The following is a 17,433-nucleotide window of genomic DNA, read 5'->3' on the forward strand; positions in this document are numbered from 1 at the left end:
CTTAAATTCGCGTAAATTAGTGAGATTCGTTGCTAAAAATTGTTTTGAATTATTTTTAAGGCTTTGAGTAGAAGACTGGGCGATAGCCCATTTTGTTCTGATAAATTTTGTACGAATTTACTTGTAGTAGAGGCTGAATTAATGATATTATCTAGATGGCACTTTAGTATGATTAAACAAGCTAGTTTTTATTAGGATAGAATAGAGAAAAGTGAAGGAAAAAAAATCTATGTGGAGAATGAAGTTATTATAATAGTTTTTATTATTTGTTGGATAACAATATAGTGAGTTAATTATAATATAATAAATAAAGAGGTGAGATTTAATAATGATTAAAATTAATACAAGTAACCAAGAAGAAACTTTCAAGGTAGGAGAAGAATTAGGAAAGAGATTAGCACCTGGAGATATTATTTGTTTACAAGGGGATTTAGGAGCTGGCAAGACCAGTTTAGCTAAAGGAATCTGTGCAGGATTGGGAGTTAAAGGGGATGTTACTAGTCCAACTTATACTATTGTCAATGAATACAGAGGTAAGTATAAGGTCAATCATATGGACCTTTATCGTATTCGTCAAGAAGATGAGCTATTTGACTTAGGATTTGAAGATTATTTATACGGTGATGGTGTGACTATTATTGAATGGCCCGATAAATCAGGAGCCTTGATGCCTGACCAGTATTTAGATATCAATTTGAGGGGAGAAGGAACTGACAGGGAGATTCGGATTATTCCTCAAGCAAATAAATTCATTGGATTGATGGCGGAGTTGAAAAAAGATGTTGACCTTAGCAATTGATAGTTCTACTAATGCAGGAAGTGTAGCTTTGATTTCGGAAGATGGGTTGATAGGTGAGAATTTATTGAATTTAACTGATACTCATTCTCAGCGATTGATGCCACAATTGGTTAATTTATTAGAGGAGTCTGGTTATAAGCCCCAAGATTTAGAAGGGATAGGAGTGGGGTTAGGGCCTGGCTCTTTTACTGGAATTAGAATCGGTCTGACTACAGCTAAGACACTGGCTCAAGCATTAGAGATACCTATGATAGGTATCTCTACTTTAGAGGCTATGGCTTATAATCTAAAATATACTTCTGCTTATCTGTGTCCAATGATAGATGGTCGTAGAGATAGGGTCTTTACAGCTTTATATAAAGGCGAAGATTACTTAGAAGCTCAGAGTCAAGAATCTTTAATTGCCATTGATAATCTGCTAACAGAGCTAGTTGATATAGAGGAAGATATCTATTTTATTGGTGAGGTAGCCAATAAGCATAGAGATAAGATTATTAAAGTGATTAAAAATCCTAAGTTTGTGAGTTCTAGTTTTAACTTACCTAAGGCATCAATTATAGGTGAACTATCTCTAAGGAGATTGCTTGAAGGTAAGGTAGATAATTTATTTACTTTGACACCTAATTATCTTAAACGTTCACAAGCAGAGATTCAATGGGAGAAGAAGCATAATAAGTGAGAGGGTGTAGTTGGAGTTGAAGTTGAACAATATAGAGACTAGACCAATGCTACTTGCTGATATCCAAGAGGTGTTGGTGATTGAAGAAGAGTCCTTTGGTAGCCCATGGTCTGAAACTGCTTTTATTAGTGAGTTAAAGAATCAATATGCCTATTATCTAGTAGCTAGTATAAGTGACAAGGTAGTGGCTTATATAGGAGCTTGGTTAATCTTTGATGAGGCTCATATTACTACTTTAGCTGTTGCTAAAGAGCATAGAGGAAAGGGAATAGCCACCTTGATATTAGAAAAGCTATTTAAGGATGTTAGGGAAAATCAAATTAATAAGGCCACTCTAGAGGTCAGGGTTTCTAATCAGAGAGCTCGTAAATTATATCTTCAAGAAGGCTTTGTAGAGGTGGGGGTACGTAAGAATTATTATAGTGATAATAAAGAAGATGCGATGATTATGTGGAAACAACTATAAAGCAGTGTAGAGTGTATAGTTGACAGTTTACAGTTAAAATCATTCTATAAATACAGAGTTAAACTTGAGTATGAGTTGTCTGTTACATATTAATTGTACAATTTATTATTTGATTAGCTTTTAAGAACTTGATTATTTAACTGTCAACTGTACACTGCCAACTGTAAACTGAATTATCTGGGAGTTGAAGAAGTAATGAGGGAAGGATTTTTAACATTAGGAATTGAGAGTTCTTGTGATGAGACATCGGCAGCAGTAATTAAAGATGGTAAAGAGGTATTATCAAATGTGATAGCCTCTCAGATCGATTTACATCGGAAGTTTGGTGGAGTTGTCCCAGAAATAGCTTCTCGCAAGCATGTAGAGCTGATTAATCCAGTAATTGAGGATGCTTTAGAAGAAGCAGGAGTAGATTATAAGGATTTATCTTTAATAGCGGTCACTTATGGACCAGGCTTGGTTGGAGGGTTATTGGTTGGGATTGCAGCAGCTAAGGCTATAGCTTATGCCCATGATATACCTTTGGTTGGAGTCAATCATATTGAAGGTCATATCTATTCCAACTTTATCTCCCATCCAGAGATAAAGCCTCCATTGGTCTGTTTAACGGTATCAGGAGGACATACCGATTTATTATATTTTGAAGAGCTAGGGGCTTATGAGGTTTTGGGTAGAACCAAAGATGATGCTGCTGGAGAGGCCTTTGACAAGGTAGCTAGAGTAATGGAGGTTGGTTATCCAGGAGGACCAGCTATTGACAAACTAGCTAAAGAGGGAGATAGTCAAGCAATTGATTTGCCTCGTCCTTTAATTTATGATGATAATTATGATTTTAGCTTTAGTGGTCTAAAGACAGCTGTCTTAAATTATATAAATCAGAAGAAGCAGAAGGGTGAAGAGATTCCTAAGGCAGATTTAGCAGCAAGCTTCCAGCAGGCGGTAATAGATGTCTTAACTGCTAAAGTAGTTAAGGCTGCTCAAGATAAAAAAGTTAAAAGGGTTTTATTATCAGGTGGTGTTTCTGCTAACAGCCATTTAAGAAGAGAGCTAGAAGAGAAGTTAGATGAACTAGAGATTAAGCTATACTATCCTCAGCCAAGGTTATGTACTGATAATGCAGCGATGATTGGAACAGCTGGTTATTTTAAATACCAATTGACTGGAGAGATAGCACCATATTCATTAAATGCAAATCCTAATCTTAAGTTAGGTTAAGAAAATCCTCCTAAGTTTTAGGGGGATTCTTAATTTTTATGTTAAAGGATGAGTAGAATGAAGAAATTTTATCAAATTTATCAGTATATTATGCCCTTAATCTTCTTTCCTATAGCTGTTTATTTATGGAGAATAAGATTAGAGGACAATTATAGGGCTATTTTCTTAGTACTTTCTGTTCCAATAATTGTTTCTTATATAGTACCAGCGGTTGGAACTAATTGTTTAAAGTTATGGGAATTTAAGACTAAATTTACTTTAGGAAAATTTAGACCTCAGCATGGTTTTTTATTTGGAACTGCTACAAGTTTATTGACATTAATATGTTTAACTGATAATAGTCAAATTACTTTATTGTCAATATTTCAATTTGGATTTATATTGGCAGCTGTATTAGGATTTTGGAACTGGATTTATGATATTTATGCTATTAAGTCTAAATTTATGATTGTTTATAATATTAGATATTTCAAAGGTGAATCGGCAGAAGCTATAGCAACAGATTATGCTCCTGTTTATTTTGGAATGTTTGGTTTTATTTATGGTATTGAAATTCAGCTGACCCAGCTATTGTTAGAGAAATTAGACAATGATTTATTTTTTGGACTAATAATAATTATTTTTTATATAATAGCTTTAATTGTGCCAACACTAACTTATGTATGGTTCTCTTATTTAAAATATGGAGAGTTAGGGTTAAAATCTTATAATAATGTAGGAAAGGAAGAAAGGAATGAAAATAACTTTTATTAGACCAAATATGTTTGCTAGAAAAGCAAATGATGCTATGGAACCCCTTGTATTTGCAGTATTAAAGAGTTTAACCCCTGATGATATAGAGCTAGAATTATATGATGATAGGATTGAAGAGATTCCTGAATATATTGATACAGATATTATAGCTATGACTGTAGAGACTTTTACTGCTAGAAGAGCTTATCAACTAGCTGATAAATTCAGAAATAAAGGGATTAAAGTGGTTATGGGCGGATATCATCCTACTTTTTTACCTACAGAGTCTTTGGAGCATGCAGACTCAATATTTGTTGGCGAAGCAGAAGGCTCATGGCATCTTTTTTTAGAAGATGTTAGAAAAGGTTATTTACAAAAGATATATCAACAACCTAAGAATATTTCTATAACAAATATAGAGTTTGATGAGTCAATCTTTGCTAACAAGAGTTATCTACCGATTGTCCCTGTTCAATATGGAAGAGGGTGTAAGTTTAATTGTGAGTTCTGTTCTATTAGTGCTTTTTATGGAAAAGAACAAAAGTTTAGATGTCTCCAAAAAGTTAGAGCAGAATTGATTAGAAAGAGAGTTAAGTATGCTTTTATTATTGATGATAATCTATTTATGAATGAAAAAAAAAGCTATGAAATTATTTAAAATGTTAATTCCTTTAAAGATTAAATGGGGTTGCCAGATTAGTATTGATATAGCTAAAAATGAAAAATTACTTAAATTAATGAAAAAGAGTGGGTGTATCTCTGTATTAATAGGTTTTGAATCATTAAATCCTAAAAATTTAAAGCTGATGGGTAAAAGTGCAAATTTAATCAATGATTATCAGGAGGCTATAAAAAAAATTAAAGAATATGGGATTATGATTTATGGAACATTTATTTTTGGTTATGATTATGATACAGCTGATTCTTTTAAGTTGAGTTTAGAGTTCGCTTTAAAGAATAAATTTTTCTTAGCCAACTTTAATCCTTTAATGCCCATGCCAGGAACAAGGTTATATCAAAGGTTATTAAAAGAGGATAGATTAATTTATGATAAATGGTGGATAGATGAAGATTTTAGCTATGGAGATGCAATGTTTTATCCTAAAAATATGACAGTAAGGGAATTAGAGGATAGCTGTTTTAATAATAGAAGAGAGTTTAATAAATATAGTAACATAGCAGCAAGGGCTTTGGATTTTAAATCTAACTTACGTAACTTATTCGTATATTTTGGAGGAAATATTGTATCTAGAAAAGAGATTTATAAAAAACAGGGGTCTAAATTAGGTTGATAAATCAATAGGAAAAGGAGAGTTTATGAAATTATTATTGGTGATTCCATATGATTATTTGTATAAATATAAAAAGGGATATAATAAATTGATTTCTTATGAACCATTGACATTATCTGTATTAGCAGCTCTAGTTCCTCAAGAATATGATATTGATATTACAATAGTAGATGAAGGAATGGAAAGAACAGATTATATGCAGGAGAATTATGATATAGTTGGGATTAGTGTAGTTACCTCAGCTGCTAAACGAGCTTATGAATTGGCAAGGTATTTTAAAGAAAAAGGTAGTTATATAGTTATGGGTGGGCATCATGTTACTTTATTGCCTAAAGAAGCAGAACAATATGCAGATACGATTTTTATCGGAAGAAGTGAAAGAACGTGGCCTCAATTTATTGATGATTATATCAAGTCAGTCCCTAAAAAAGTTTATATCCAAGAAAATAAAGCAGAAGAATGTATTAATTTTCCTCTTCCTAGAAGGGATTTAATCAAAAGAGGAAATTATTTAAAGCAACCAGTAATCATAGCAAATCAAAGTTGTACTAATGGATGTGATTTTTGTAGTATTAGTAACTTTCATAATAATTGTGCTGCGAAACGTCCAATAGTTAATGTAATTGAGGAGATAAAGAGCTTAAAGACAAGAAATTTTATATTTCTTGATCCTAACCAATATGCGGATAAAGAGTATGCTAAAGAATTGTATAGAGAACTAAGTAAGTTAAATATTAGATGGGTAGCTTTAGCTACTAATAATATTACAGAAGATGATGAGATGTTAAATTTAATGGTTAAAGCTGGATGTAGAGGCTTATTTATTGGATTTGAGACTTTAAATCAAAAGAATATAAATAATATTGGGAAAAGAGTGAATAAAGTAAAAGACTATAAAAAAACAATAGAAAAATTACATAACTTAAATATAGCTGTAACTGGATCATTTATTCTGGGTCTTGATAGTGATACTAAGAAATCTTTATTGGCTCTGCCTGAGCAAATAGCTGAATTGAAATTGGATTTTTGTAGATTTGGTATCTTATGTCCAACTCCTAATACTCCTATCTATCATAAATTAGAAGGTGAAAATAGAATTTTAACTAAAGACTGGTCACTATATGATAGTATGCATTGTGTATATCAACCCAAAAATATGGAACCTCAAGAGTTAGAGGAGATATTTTTACAGGTTTGGAAAGAGTGCTATACATATAAGAAGATAATTAAAAGGGTATTTCATACTCCTAATTTTAAATTGATAAAGCTTTTAGGGGGAATTGGGTTTAGAAGATATATCAAACGATTAGAAGAAGTATTAGAAGGAAGTGAAAACTAGTGAAGATTACTCTAATTAAACCCAATATAGGTAGAATGATGGAAGGGGCATATGTAGATGAAGCTAGAATGGAACCACTCCAATTAGGAGTTTTAGCGGCTTTAACTCCTAAAGATATTGAAGTTGTAATGTATGATGATAGGATGGAGGATGTTCCCTTTGATGAGAAGACTGATTTAGTGGCTATTACAGTAGAAACTTACACTGCTAAACGCTCTTATGAGATAAGTAAGGAATATCAAAAAAGAGGTGTAGCAGTGGTATTAGGTGGAATGCATCCAACTTTAATACCTCAAGAAGCTTCACAATATGCTGATTCAATAGTAATAGGTGATGCAGAGACTGTTTGGAAAGATATCATTTTTGATATGAAAGAAGGAAAATTAAAAAAAGTTTACAAAGGAGAATTTGGTGAGCCTCAACCTGGAGTATTTACTGACAGGGATATTTTTAAGGGTAAAGGCTATTTACCCTTATCATTGATTCAATTTACTAGAGGATGTAAGTACAATTGTCAATTTTGTGCATCTAGTGTCTATTTTAAACAAAAACAGTATTGTAGAAAGATAGCAGATGTTGTTGCAGAGATTAAAGCTCATAAGTTGAAGTTGGTCTTTTTTGTAGATGATAATATTGTAGCTAATAAAGAACGGGCTAAGAGGTTATTTAAGGCATTGATTCCTTTAAAGATAAAGTGGGTTAGTCAAGCCAGCATCGATATGACAGAAGATTTAGAGTTGATGGAATTAATGAAGCAAAGTGGATGTCTTGGTAATGTTATTGGTTTTGAATCTATTAATATTGATAATTTACGTTCTGTATCAAAAGTACCTAATATTAGAGGTTTTAACATTTATCAAGAGCAGATAGAAATTTTAAGAAAGTATAATCAACAGACTTGGGCTGCTTTTACCTTGGGGCATGAGTATGACACTGTAGATACAGTCAAAAGAGTTAGTGAATTTGCTATAAAAAATAAATTTGCTTTTGCAGCCTTTAATATTTTGATGCCCTATCCTAATACTCCTTTGTATGATAAATTAAAATCTGAAGGTAGGTTGTTGTATAATGGTAAATGGTGGCTTGATGATTCTTACCGCTTTAATTACACTCCTTTTAAACCTAAGTCAATGACAGCAAAGCAGTTAACTGAAGCGGCTTATCAGGCAAGAAAGAAGTTTAATAGTCCAATATCAATTATTAAGAGGTCTTTTGATTTGAAAACACATATGAGCTCTTTACTTAGATATATCGTTTATTTTCAATATAATCCTTTAATCAGAAAAGAGATATATAAGAAACAAGGAATGTTATTTGGTAAGAAAACTAAGAAATAGATTAAGTTATCTTTTAAGGAGGAAGTTATGGCTTTAAAAGGAAGAGTAATGACAATAGATAAATTGACTATTCAAGATAAGCAAGAGATGTACTCTTTAATGGATTCTCACTATGATAATGTAAAAAAAGAGAACTTTGATTGTGATTTATTGGAGAAGAATTGGATTTTATTATTAAGAGACGAGCTAAAGATAATTAGAGGTTTTAGTACAATAATGATTTTAGACTTAGAAATTGATGGTATTATGGTTAAAGGGATTTTCTCTGGTGATACTATTATAGATCAAGATTATTGGGGAGAGACAGAGTTGCTTAAAAAGTGGGGGCAATTTGTAATGGATATTGCTAGTAGATATCAAGGTGATGAAGTGTATTGGCTATTATTATCCAAGGGATATAAGACTTATAGATTTTTGCCTATTTATTTCAAAGAGTTCTATCCTAGGTATAAGCAAGAGACACCTGAGTTTGAAAAGAAATTAATTGATAAATATGGAGAGTATAAATATCCAAAGGGTTATTGTTCGAAGACTGGATTAATCTATAATCAAGGTGATAATTATTATTTAAAGGCAGAGATTGATCAAATTCCAAAAAGTAAGTTGAAAAATCCCCATGTTAAATTCTTCTTAGATAAAAATAGTGGTTATAATAAAGGAAATGAGTTGGTCTGTGTAGCAAAATTAACCGATGATAATTTAAAAAAGACGGCCAAGTGGTTATTAAGATGATTAAGAAGCTACTTTGCTATCTATTCAATAAACTGTGGATTCTTCTATGTAAAAAAGAGAGCAGGGATTTTACTGAGGCTAAAGATAAGATAAAAGAGGTACAAGAGAATATTTTAGATGAGATTATCAAAGAGAATCAAGAGGCAATCTATGGTAAAAAATATAAATTTCAAAGTCTAATTAACATCAAAAGCTATCAGCAACAGGTGCCCTTAAGTACCTTTGCTGATTATCAGATTTATATAGATAAAATTGCTAAAGGTGAGAAGCAGGTATTAACTTCTGAACCGATTTTAATGCTAGAACCCTCTAGTGGAACTACTGCAGCTAGTAAATATATTCCTTATACTAGCAGGTTAAAAGATGAGTTTCAAAGAGCAATCAAACCTTGGCTCTATAATTTATATACTAATAGAGCATCTTTATTTTGGGGGAAATCTTATTGGTCAATAACACCTATGACAAATAAACAAGAGAAGACAGTGGGTGGAATTCCAATTGGTTTTGAAGAGGATAGCGAATATTTTGGGAAGATAGAGAGATGGATCTTAAACTTTATTTTTGCTGTGCCTAAAGAGATAGCTAAGATATCTAATATGGCTAATTTTAGATATATAACACTACTTTTTTTACTTAAAGAGAGAGAATTAACTTTGATTTCTGTTTGGAATCCAACTTTTTTAATATTATTATTAGAACCTATCAAAGATTGGCAGAATAGACTATTAAATGATTTGCTAAGGGGGGAGATAAATCCTCCTGAACAGTTAGATGGAACTTTAAAAAGATTATTTAGTAAAAAATTAGGAAAGAACAAAAGTAGAAGCATTGAATTAAAGAAATTATTTAAAGAATGGGATAGTGATATTTATCAACAGGTATGGCCCAATTTAAAATTAATTAGTTGCTGGACAGATGCTAATGCTAACCTTTATTTAGCAAAATTGAAGTCTTTCTTTCCTAAAGTTGAAATTCAGGGAAAGGGCTTATTAGCAACCGAAGGGGTTATTTCTTTTCCTGTAATAGGTGAGCAAGGACATTTATTAGCGATAAGATCACATTTTTTTGAATTTATTGAATATCCTAAGGCAGATAAGATAAAGTTTGCTTGGGAATTAGAAGTTGGAAAGATATATTCAGTAGTTTTGACTACTGGAGGGGGATTATATAGATATAAATTACAGGACTTAGTCAAGGTTATCGGTTTTACAGGGCAAATTCCAAGGATTATTTTTGTAGGTAAAGAAGAGAAGATAGTTGACTATTTTGGAGAGAAGTTGAATGAGTACTATGTTCAGGAAGTTTTAAATAAATTGTTAGCTAAGTATGATATTAAAGCAAAGTTTTATATGTTAGCTTTAGAGAATGAAAAAGATAATAACTTTTATACTTTGTTCTTAGAAATGGAGTTAGTAGTTGCTAAGCAGCTTGAAAAGCTAATATTAGAGCTTGATAATAGATTAAGAAATAACTATCATTATGATTACTGTCGCAAGTTAGGGCAATTAAAAGAGATTAGAATATTTATTATTGAAGAGCATGGAGTTCAAACCTATTTACAACTAAGAGAGCAAGCAGGGCAGAAGTTAGGAGATATTAAACCAGCTGTTTTAGATAATAAAAGAAATTGGTCACAGAGATTCAATGGATATTTTTTAAAAAGGAGGGAGAATTAAAATGAAGATAGCACTTTTATCACCAGCAGGAGCAATGCATCGTTTTTCCGGTAGTTTTAGCAAATCATTGCATTATGCCCCACTGACTTTAACCTTATTAGCAGCCTTAGTCCCTCAAGAGCTAGAAGCAAAGGTAGAAATTTATGATGAAACAATAGAAGAGATACCTAAGAATTTAGATGTTGATTTAATTGGAACTACTGTAATTACAGGAACAAGTAGTAGAGCCTATAGATGGGCTAATTATTATAGAAGCAAGGGAGTTAAAGTAGTACTAGGAGGAATTCATCCCACTTTAATGCCTAATGAAGCTAAAGAATATGCTGATGCTGTAGTAGTTGGACAAGCAGAAGAGAGTTGGCCTAGACTATTAAGGGATTTTAAGGTTGGGCAGATGAGGAGCTTCTATTATCAGCAGGATAACTTTTCATTAGAAGGTAGAAGAATTCCTAATAGAGAACTCTTTGAAAGGAAGAAATTCATCACTAAAAATAGTATAGAAGCTACTAGGGGTTGTATAAATGATTGTAGTTTTTGTGCTGTTAATGCTACTTTTGGAAAAACTCTTTATAAAAGACCTATTTTTGAGGTAGTAGCAGAGATAGAGCAGTTAGCAGGTAAGGATGTTCTTTTTGTAGATGTAAATTTAACTGCTGATAAAGAATATGCTAAAGCTCTATTTAGAGAATTAGTTCCTTTAAATAAATGGTGGTTTGGTTTAGTAACAGCAGATGTGATTGAAGATGCAGAGCTATTTGATTTAATGGTTGCTAGTGGTTGTAAAGGTCTCTTAATTGGTTTTGAATCTGTTTCTAATTCATCACTAGCTGATATTAATAAAAGTCATAATCAGAGAGTAGACTATGATTTATTAATGAAAAAACTGCATAACTCTGGAATAGTTGTTAATGGAACCTTCTGTTTTGGGACAGATATGGATGATAAAGATGTTTTTAAAAGAACTGTAGAACAAGTAATAGAACTGAAGATAGATTTACCGCGATTTTCCATTTTAACTCCTTTTCCAGGAACTAAATTATATCAAAACCTTAAGCACCAAGATAGAATTATTGAGAGCGATTGGGCTTTATATGATGTTCAACATGCTGTTTTTAAACCTAAAAATATGACACCACAGGAGTTGGAAGAAGGATTAGCTTGGGCTTGGAAGGAGACCTATAAGCTTTCTTCAATAGCTAGAAGATTATCTAGATTTCATATGTTATTTCCAATTAATCTAGCAAGTAACTTAGGTTACCGAAGTTATGGTAGAAGGTTAAAAGAGTTTCCTAAAGCGGTTATGATAGATAACTCTGATATAGATGGGGAGGACAACTATGAAGATAACATTCATCTTACCAGCAATAGGTAAAAAAACTGGGAAAAAGTACATTAGAACTTGGCAACAGATAGAGCCATTAACAATGGCTACTTTAAAAGCGTTGACACCAGATGATGTAGAGACTGAATTTTTTGATGATAGAATAGAATTAATAGATTACAATAAAGATACAGATTTAGTTGCTTTATCCAGTGAAGTATATACAGCTAAAAGAGCTTATCAGATTGCTAGTGAATTTCAAAAACGGGATATTCCAGTAATAATAGGGGGTTACCATGCATCTTTATGCCCTGATGAGGTTTTAGAGTATGCTGACTCGGTATTGGTTGGTAATGCAGAGCAGGTCTGGGCAGAAATTATTCAGGATTTTAAAAGAGGGGATTATAAGAAAAAGTATTATGGAGAAACTGGCTTCTCTGTACTCCCTGATAGAAGTATATATCAGGATAAAAAATATTCTCCTCTTGGTGTACTAGAGACAGGGAGAGGATGTAATTTTAATTGTGAATTCTGTGCTATTACAACAGTTTATAAACAAAATTATCATTGTCGACCAATAGAGGATATAGTTAAAGAGATAAAAGAATCTGATAAAAAGTACTTCTTTTTTGTAGATGATAATATAGTAGCTAATCCTGCTTATGCAATTAAACTGTTTAAAGCAATTACCCCTTTAAAAATTAAGTGGACAGGCCAAGGAACTTTAACTATGGCTAATAATAATGAGCTTTTAAAATGGATGAAAAAAAGTGGGTGTGAGGTAATTTTAATCGGTTATGAATCTTTAGAGGAAGATAACCTAAAACAGATGGGAAAGGCTTGGAGTACAGAGCTGAAGATGGATACTTTAACTAAAAAGATTCATCAAGCAGGAATTAGTATCTATGCAACTTTTTTATTTGGTTTTGATTATGATACAGCTGAAAGCTTTGAAAGAACAGTGAATTTTGCTTTAAAACATGATTTCTTTTTTGCAGCTTTTAATCATTTATTGCCTTTGCCAGGTACTAAATTACATAAGCGATTAAGAGAAGAGGGTAGACTAATTAAAGATAAGTGGTGGCTTGATTCTAGATATAAATATGGAGATATTCCTTTTATCCCCAAAAATATGAGTCCTGAAGAGTTGAAAAGTAGATGTACTAAAGCTAGAAAGGAGTTTTTTAAATTTTCTTCTATTATTAAGCGTAGCCTAACCCTATTAAAAAGAAATTTAAATCCTTTCTTATATATTATTTTTTGGGATCTAAATTTAAAATTAAAAAAAGAGGTTGAAGGTAAGTTAGGATTACCAGTAGGGAGGGGGTTAGATGAACTCCCAAAGTAAGAGTTTTTACTTTCAAAAAGCTAAGTCTGAAGATAGTCAAGAAATCTTAGAGATTCTTGAAGAGAATGAATTTAAAGGTCAAATTTCTTTAACTTATACAAGAAGACCTAATGCCTATCATTCGTTTCAGCAAGAAGGTCAAGATGTAGAATTGATAATTTGTCGTGATAATAAGAGTCAAAGAATCATTGGATTTGGAGCAGGTGTTGTTAAAGAAGCTTATGTGGATGGTGAGAAGAGAAGAATATGTTACCTTTTTGGTTTGAGAATGAGAAAAGAGTATCGTAAAAGAGCTAGGGTGGTTCATAGGGCTTATGAATTTTTAAGAGAAATATTTGAGAAAAAAGAAGTTGATTTTTATATTAGTACAATTTTAGCAGAAAATACTTATGCTCAGCAGTTATTAGAAAAGAAGAGAAAATTTATGCCAACCTATGAGTATATTGATGATTATCAGGTTTATAATATCAAGACGGGACTTAAATATAAAAAAGACTCAAATCTTAAATTAAGACTACAGCAGGCTACTAAAGAAGATATTCCAAAGATAATTGATTTTATAAATCAATGTGGAAAGAAATATCAATTTTATGATGTTTTAGAAGAAAATGATCTATTAACTGGTAAATTAGCTAACTTAAATTATAATGATTTTTATATGTTGATGAATCAACAAAATAATGAATTATTAGCTTGTGGAGCTTGTTGGGAGCAGAGCTCATATAAACAATATATCGTAGAAGGATATAGTGGCTTATATAAACTAATGCTTCCAATATCTATGTTGTTTCCTCTGTTTGGATATCCCAGTTTACCTAAGGTAGGGTCTAGACTTGATTTTTTTATCTTGTCATTTTGGGCTATAAAGGACAATGATCCAGATATTTTTAGAAGTTTTATTAATTTGATAGCCAATCAAATCACTGATTACCCTTACTTTAGTATTGGGTTATCTGCTACTAATCCTTTAATTGAAATATTAAAAGAAAAGCCTCATTTTCTATATCAGAGCAAGGTTTATTTTGTAAATTGGGATAAAGAGAATAGATTAAAAGAAGAGCTAAAGCAAGATTTACCCTTATATCTAGAATGTGGTAGATTATAATATAAGTTATAGTATAAAAAAAGCGTTGATTAAAAAAGACATGGTGGGGGATGAAAATGAACTATTCAGAACAACTCAACTAGAAGAAACTAGAATGAAATTAGGGGTTAAGTTGCTAAAGGAGAAGAATCCTGATTTGGAGCTAGATATATTGGCTGTAGAGAATAGATTTTTTGGAGGTTCAATCCTGTCTGCTGGACTATTAGTAGTTGATAATTTTAGATATTCATTAGAAGAGTATAGGGATAGATTAGAGATATAGATTTAATATTATTGCCTAAAATAGCTTTCAATTATTGGGGATTAGATTTATTAGATGAAGATTATTATCAGTTAGTGGAAGAGTTTGGAGTAGAGGTTGAGATTGTTGGTTGATAGTTTAAGTTAAGAGCTAAGAAATTAGAAAAAGGAGGAAGTTGAAAATATGAAAGTAGTTGTTATTGGTGCAGGTATGGTAGGAAGTGCAGTAATTGGTGAATTATTAGCTCATGGTGGGATTTCAGAGATTTATCTATTGGATTTAGACCGTGATAAAGCAGAAGGAGAAATTTTAGACTATTCCCATACAACATCTTATAATTATAATCCAAGTGCTAATCTCAAAATTGGTGACTATCACCACTGTAAAGATGCTGATTTAATTATTATGACAGCAGGACCTAGTATTAAAAAGGGTGAAACTAGAATCGATTTAGCTGGAAAGAATGCTAGTGTTATGAGAGATATAATGAAGAATATCACTACATATACCAAAGAAGCTGTCATTATTACTGTCACTAATCCAGTAGATATAGTTACTTATGTGGCTGCAGAGGAGTTTGACTATCCACGTAATAAGGTCATTGGTACAGGGACTATAGTAGATAGTGCTCGCTTGATGAGAATTATTGGCAATAAATATAATTTAGACCCTAAGAATGTCTTTGCTTATATGTTAGGTGAACATGGTACAACTTCTTTTGCCACCTGGAGTATCTCTAATATCTGTGGTTATACTCTAGAGGATTTTATTAAGGTGAGAGGGTTTAATATTAATCTAGATAAAGATGCTATAGAAGAGGATACTAAAAAGATTGGTATGGAGGTCTGGAGGAAGAAAGGATATACAAATCATGGGATAGCTGCTGGAGTTGGTAGAATAGTTAAAGCTATCTCTTTAGATGAAAAGTCTATCTTGCCAGTATCTGTACTTTTAAAAGGGGAGTATGGAATTGAAGGAGTTGCTTTAAGTGTACCTTGTATTGTTTCGGAAGATGGAGTGGAAAAGCTATTGGAATTTTCACTGTCTGAAGAAGAGATGGAAAAGTTGAGGTTTTCGGCTAAATCATTAAAAGAGGTAATTGCAGAGATATGAGTTAGTGTCAGTGTGAGGTGTGAGTGTGAGGAAAAATACTTAAAAGATAATAAATATTTATCTTGACTCACACTCACACACTAATCACACACACACTAATTAGTCAATGATTGAATAGGTGCAGGAATTCTACCTCCACGGTGAACGAATTTATCAGCTTTAAATTTACTTACCTTCATAATTGGGGCCTCTCCTAATAATCCACCAAATACAACTGCATCACCGACAGTTTTATTAGGGGCTGGAATGATTCTGACAGCTGTAGTCTTTTTATTAATCATACCGATAGCCATTTCATCAGCTGTGATTGCTGCAATTGTTTCAGCAGTTGTATCTCCTGGAACAGCTATCATATCAAGTCCAACAGAACATACACAGGTCATAGCTTCTAACTTTTCTAAACTTAAAGCACCAACCTTAGTTGCTTCAATCATCCCTTGGTCTTCACTAACAGGGATAAAAGCACCACTAAGTCCACCTACTGAAGAAGATGCCATTGCTCCACCTTTTTTGACAGCATCATTTAATAAAGCAAGTGCTGCAGTAGTTCCATGAGTACCACAATACTCTAAGCCCATACCCTCTAAGATATTAGCAACACTATCACCGATAGCTGGTGTTGGGGCTAAAGATAGATCAACGATTCCAAAAGGAACTTCTAACATTTCAGAAGCAGTCTGTCCAACTAGCTCTCCCATGCGAGTGATTTTAAATGCAGTTCTCTTGATAGCATCTGCCAATTCATTGAAGTTAGCATCAGGAATCTTCTCTACTACATTCTTTACTACTCCTGGACCACTTACTCCGATGTTGATAACAGTCTCAGGTTCTCCAGTTCCATGGAAAGCACCTGCCATAAATGGATTATCTTCAGGTACATTACAGAATACAACAAGTTTGGCTGCTCCAAGTCCATCTTTATCTGCTGTTAAATCAGCACATTTTTTAATAACTTGTCCCATCTCTAAAACTGCATCCATATTGATTCCGGCTTTAGTTGAAGCAACATTAACAGAAGAACAGACTCGATCTGTAGTTGCTAAAGCTTGAGGGATAGATTTGATTAGATTTCTCTCACCACTTGTATATCCCTTATGTACCAATGCTGAAAATCCACCGATAAAGTCTACCCCAACTTCTTTAGCAGCCTTATCCAAAGTTTGAGCAATACTTGTATAATCTGTCTCTTTACAAGCATTAGCAACAATTGAGATTGGAGTAACTGAGATTCTCTTATTTATAATTGGAACACCAAATTGTTTTTCAATTTTATTAGCTACTTCAACTAAATCTTTAGCTTTAGTAGTTATCTTTTCATAGATTTGTTTATTTAGAACTTCAATATCTGGATGAGAACAATCACGTAGGCTGATTCCCATAGTTATTGTTCTGATATCAAAATTTTCTGATTCGATCATTTTTACAGTCTCTAGGATTTCTCCAGTATTAAATAGCATCACTTCTCACCTCCTCGTTTAGATACGATGCATATAACGGAATACTTTCTCATGTTGTAACATGATTTTGACCTCTAAGTCATTACCGATTGCTTCTAACTCTTCATTTAGATTTTCAAATCCATTGCTTAAATCACTAACCTCAACTAACATAATCATAGTAAATAAATCATCTAATAATGTCTGGCTAATATCGATAATATTAGCATTATGTTCAGCCAAAGTAGCAGTTACTTTAGCAACAATACCAACTTTATCACTACCCAAAACTGTGACTACTGCTCTTTCTTGTGAATTATTATTATTCAACTTTATTCCCTCCTCTGCATAAATATTAGATTAATCTATATATTATAGTATTTGTTTTATAATGTCAATTAATTTATACTTAGTGACGATTAATGAGTAATTATAGGTAAATAGACAATAGATAAATAGATAATAGATAGTAATTTGTGCTAATATAAAAATTGACTCAATATAGAGATAGTGCGACACTTTTTATAATGATAAATTTACTAGCCACAGGTTTCAACCTGTGGTGATGATGACATGTTACACTACGGGTTAAAACCCGTAGC

General features: G+C 32.3%; 18 protein-coding genes. 16 read left to right on the forward strand and 2 right to left on the reverse strand.

The window, feature by feature from the left end; genetic code table 11:
• Positions 1-328: 328 nt before the first annotated feature.
• From tsaE to ACTCDL_RS07335, 16 genes are all read left to right on the forward strand, one after another.
• Positions 329-799 carry a tRNA (adenosine(37)-N6)-threonylcarbamoyltransferase complex ATPase subunit type 1 TsaE gene (gene tsaE / locus ACTCDL_RS07260; protein ID WP_463175463.1) on the forward strand — a complete coding sequence of 157 codons (471 nt, stop codon included), beginning with the start codon at positions 329-331 and terminating at the stop codon, positions 797-799.
• Entirely contained in the window at positions 780-1,478 is a 699-nt protein-coding gene (gene tsaB, locus ACTCDL_RS07265; RefSeq protein ID WP_463175464.1) for a tRNA (adenosine(37)-N6)-threonylcarbamoyltransferase complex dimerization subunit type 1 TsaB, read from the forward strand. Before tsaE ends, tsaB begins: the two co-directional genes overlap by 20 nt.
• Positions 1,479-1,488: 10 nt before the next feature.
• On the forward strand, positions 1,489-1,944 hold the full coding sequence (gene rimI / locus ACTCDL_RS07270; protein WP_463175465.1) for a ribosomal protein S18-alanine N-acetyltransferase: 456 nt from the start codon (positions 1,489-1,491) through the stop codon (positions 1,942-1,944).
• A gap of 195 nt (positions 1,945-2,139) precedes the next feature.
• Positions 2,140-3,159: a tRNA (adenosine(37)-N6)-threonylcarbamoyltransferase complex transferase subunit TsaD gene (gene tsaD / locus ACTCDL_RS07275; protein ID WP_463175466.1), complete on the forward strand. Its 1,020-nt coding sequence runs from the start codon at positions 2,140-2,142 to the stop codon at positions 3,157-3,159.
• A 57-nt stretch (positions 3,160-3,216) separates the two neighbouring features.
• Positions 3,217-3,912, forward strand: a complete 696-nt coding sequence (locus tag ACTCDL_RS07280) for a hypothetical protein (RefSeq protein ID WP_463175467.1) — start codon at positions 3,217-3,219, stop codon at positions 3,910-3,912.
• Positions 3,893-4,549: a B12-binding domain-containing radical SAM protein gene (locus ACTCDL_RS07285; RefSeq protein WP_463175469.1), complete on the forward strand. Its 657-nt coding sequence runs from the start codon at positions 3,893-3,895 to the stop codon at positions 4,547-4,549. The genes ACTCDL_RS07280 and ACTCDL_RS07285 overlap by 20 nt, the downstream gene beginning before the upstream one ends.
• Positions 4,521-5,183 (forward strand): B12-binding domain-containing radical SAM protein, encoded by a 663-nt coding sequence (locus tag ACTCDL_RS07290; RefSeq protein WP_463175470.1) that lies wholly within the window; start codon positions 4,521-4,523, stop codon positions 5,181-5,183. Before ACTCDL_RS07285 ends, ACTCDL_RS07290 begins: the two co-directional genes overlap by 29 nt.
• A 25-nt stretch (positions 5,184-5,208) precedes the next feature.
• Positions 5,209-6,522, forward strand: coding sequence for a B12-binding domain-containing radical SAM protein (locus ACTCDL_RS07295; protein ID WP_463175472.1), 1,314 nt, complete (start codon positions 5,209-5,211; stop codon positions 6,520-6,522).
• Positions 6,522-7,859 carry a B12-binding domain-containing radical SAM protein gene (locus ACTCDL_RS07300; RefSeq protein WP_463175473.1) on the forward strand — a complete coding sequence of 446 codons (1,338 nt, stop codon included), beginning with the start codon at positions 6,522-6,524 and terminating at the stop codon, positions 7,857-7,859. The genes ACTCDL_RS07295 and ACTCDL_RS07300 overlap by 1 nt, the downstream gene beginning before the upstream one ends.
• A gap of 27 nt (positions 7,860-7,886) precedes the next feature.
• A complete protein-coding gene (locus ACTCDL_RS07305) occupies positions 7,887-8,591 on the forward strand; it encodes a hypothetical protein (protein ID WP_463175474.1) in 705 nt (234 codons plus the stop codon).
• Entirely contained in the window at positions 8,588-10,267 is a 1,680-nt protein-coding gene (locus tag ACTCDL_RS07310) for a GH3 auxin-responsive promoter family protein (protein WP_463175476.1), read from the forward strand. Before ACTCDL_RS07305 ends, ACTCDL_RS07310 begins: the two co-directional genes overlap by 4 nt.
• A 1-nt stretch (position 10,268) precedes the next feature.
• Complete coding sequence (locus tag ACTCDL_RS07315; protein WP_463175478.1) at positions 10,269-11,639, forward strand: B12-binding domain-containing radical SAM protein; 1,371 nt, start codon at positions 10,269-10,271, stop codon at positions 11,637-11,639.
• Positions 11,605-12,936, forward strand: coding sequence for a B12-binding domain-containing radical SAM protein (locus ACTCDL_RS07320; protein ID WP_463175479.1), 1,332 nt, complete (start codon positions 11,605-11,607; stop codon positions 12,934-12,936). The genes ACTCDL_RS07315 and ACTCDL_RS07320 overlap by 35 nt, the downstream gene beginning before the upstream one ends.
• A complete protein-coding gene (locus ACTCDL_RS07325) occupies positions 12,920-14,041 on the forward strand; it encodes a hypothetical protein (protein WP_463175481.1) in 1,122 nt (373 codons plus the stop codon). Before ACTCDL_RS07320 ends, ACTCDL_RS07325 begins: the two co-directional genes overlap by 17 nt.
• 25 nt (positions 14,042-14,066) lie before the next feature.
• Positions 14,067-14,303 carry a DUF512 domain-containing protein gene (locus ACTCDL_RS07330; protein WP_463175482.1) on the forward strand — a complete coding sequence of 79 codons (237 nt, stop codon included), beginning with the start codon at positions 14,067-14,069 and terminating at the stop codon, positions 14,301-14,303.
• A 162-nt stretch (positions 14,304-14,465) separates the two neighbouring features.
• Positions 14,466-15,395, forward strand: a complete 930-nt coding sequence (locus ACTCDL_RS07335) for an L-lactate dehydrogenase (RefSeq protein WP_463175483.1) — start codon at positions 14,466-14,468, stop codon at positions 15,393-15,395.
• Between the two features lie 95 nt (positions 15,396-15,490).
• On the opposite strand, the gene ACTCDL_RS07340 is transcribed toward ACTCDL_RS07335, so the two are convergent.
• Together ACTCDL_RS07340 and ACTCDL_RS07345 are read right to left on the reverse strand one after the other, a co-directional pair.
• Complete coding sequence (locus ACTCDL_RS07340; RefSeq protein WP_463175485.1) at positions 15,491-16,852, reverse strand: DUF711 family protein; 1,362 nt, start codon at positions 16,850-16,852, stop codon at positions 15,491-15,493.
• Positions 16,853-16,870: 18 nt separating this feature from the next.
• Positions 16,871-17,167 (reverse strand): ACT domain-containing protein, encoded by a 297-nt coding sequence (locus tag ACTCDL_RS07345; RefSeq protein ID WP_463175486.1) that lies wholly within the window; start codon positions 17,165-17,167, stop codon positions 16,871-16,873.
• Between the last annotated feature and the right edge of the window lie 266 nt (positions 17,168-17,433).

The sequence above is a fragment of the Orenia sp. genome, assembly GCF_055140805.1.

Excerpts from the sequence above, each read along its gene's own strand:
- ACTCDL_RS07285 (WP_463175469.1), top strand. The coding sequence starts at position 3,893 with ATGAAAATAACTTTTATTAGACCAAATATGTTTGCTAGAAAAGCAAAT.
- tsaB (WP_463175464.1), top strand. The coding sequence starts at position 780 with ATGTTGACCTTAGCAATTGATAGTTCTACTAATGCAGGAAGTGTAGCT.
- tsaD (WP_463175466.1), top strand. The coding sequence starts at position 2,140 with ATGAGGGAAGGATTTTTAACATTAGGAATTGAGAGTTCTTGTGATGAG.
- ACTCDL_RS07315 (WP_463175478.1), top strand. The coding sequence starts at position 10,269 with ATGAAGATAGCACTTTTATCACCAGCAGGAGCAATGCATCGTTTTTCC.
- ACTCDL_RS07320 (WP_463175479.1), top strand. The coding sequence starts at position 11,605 with ATGAAGATAACATTCATCTTACCAGCAATAGGTAAAAAAACTGGGAAA.
- ACTCDL_RS07340 (WP_463175485.1), bottom strand. The coding sequence starts at position 16,852 with ATGCTATTTAATACTGGAGAAATCCTAGAGACTGTAAAAATGATCGAA.
- ACTCDL_RS07335 (WP_463175483.1), top strand. The coding sequence starts at position 14,466 with ATGAAAGTAGTTGTTATTGGTGCAGGTATGGTAGGAAGTGCAGTAATT.
- ACTCDL_RS07325 (WP_463175481.1), top strand. The coding sequence starts at position 12,920 with ATGAACTCCCAAAGTAAGAGTTTTTACTTTCAAAAAGCTAAGTCTGAA.
- ACTCDL_RS07280 (WP_463175467.1), top strand. The coding sequence starts at position 3,217 with ATGAAGAAATTTTATCAAATTTATCAGTATATTATGCCCTTAATCTTC.
- ACTCDL_RS07310 (WP_463175476.1), top strand. The coding sequence starts at position 8,588 with ATGATTAAGAAGCTACTTTGCTATCTATTCAATAAACTGTGGATTCTT.
- tsaE (WP_463175463.1), top strand. The coding sequence starts at position 329 with ATGATTAAAATTAATACAAGTAACCAAGAAGAAACTTTCAAGGTAGGA.
- ACTCDL_RS07305 (WP_463175474.1), top strand. The coding sequence starts at position 7,887 with ATGGCTTTAAAAGGAAGAGTAATGACAATAGATAAATTGACTATTCAA.
- ACTCDL_RS07295 (WP_463175472.1), top strand. The coding sequence starts at position 5,209 with ATGAAATTATTATTGGTGATTCCATATGATTATTTGTATAAATATAAA.
- ACTCDL_RS07290 (WP_463175470.1), top strand. The coding sequence starts at position 4,521 with ATGAAAAAAAAAGCTATGAAATTATTTAAAATGTTAATTCCTTTAAAG.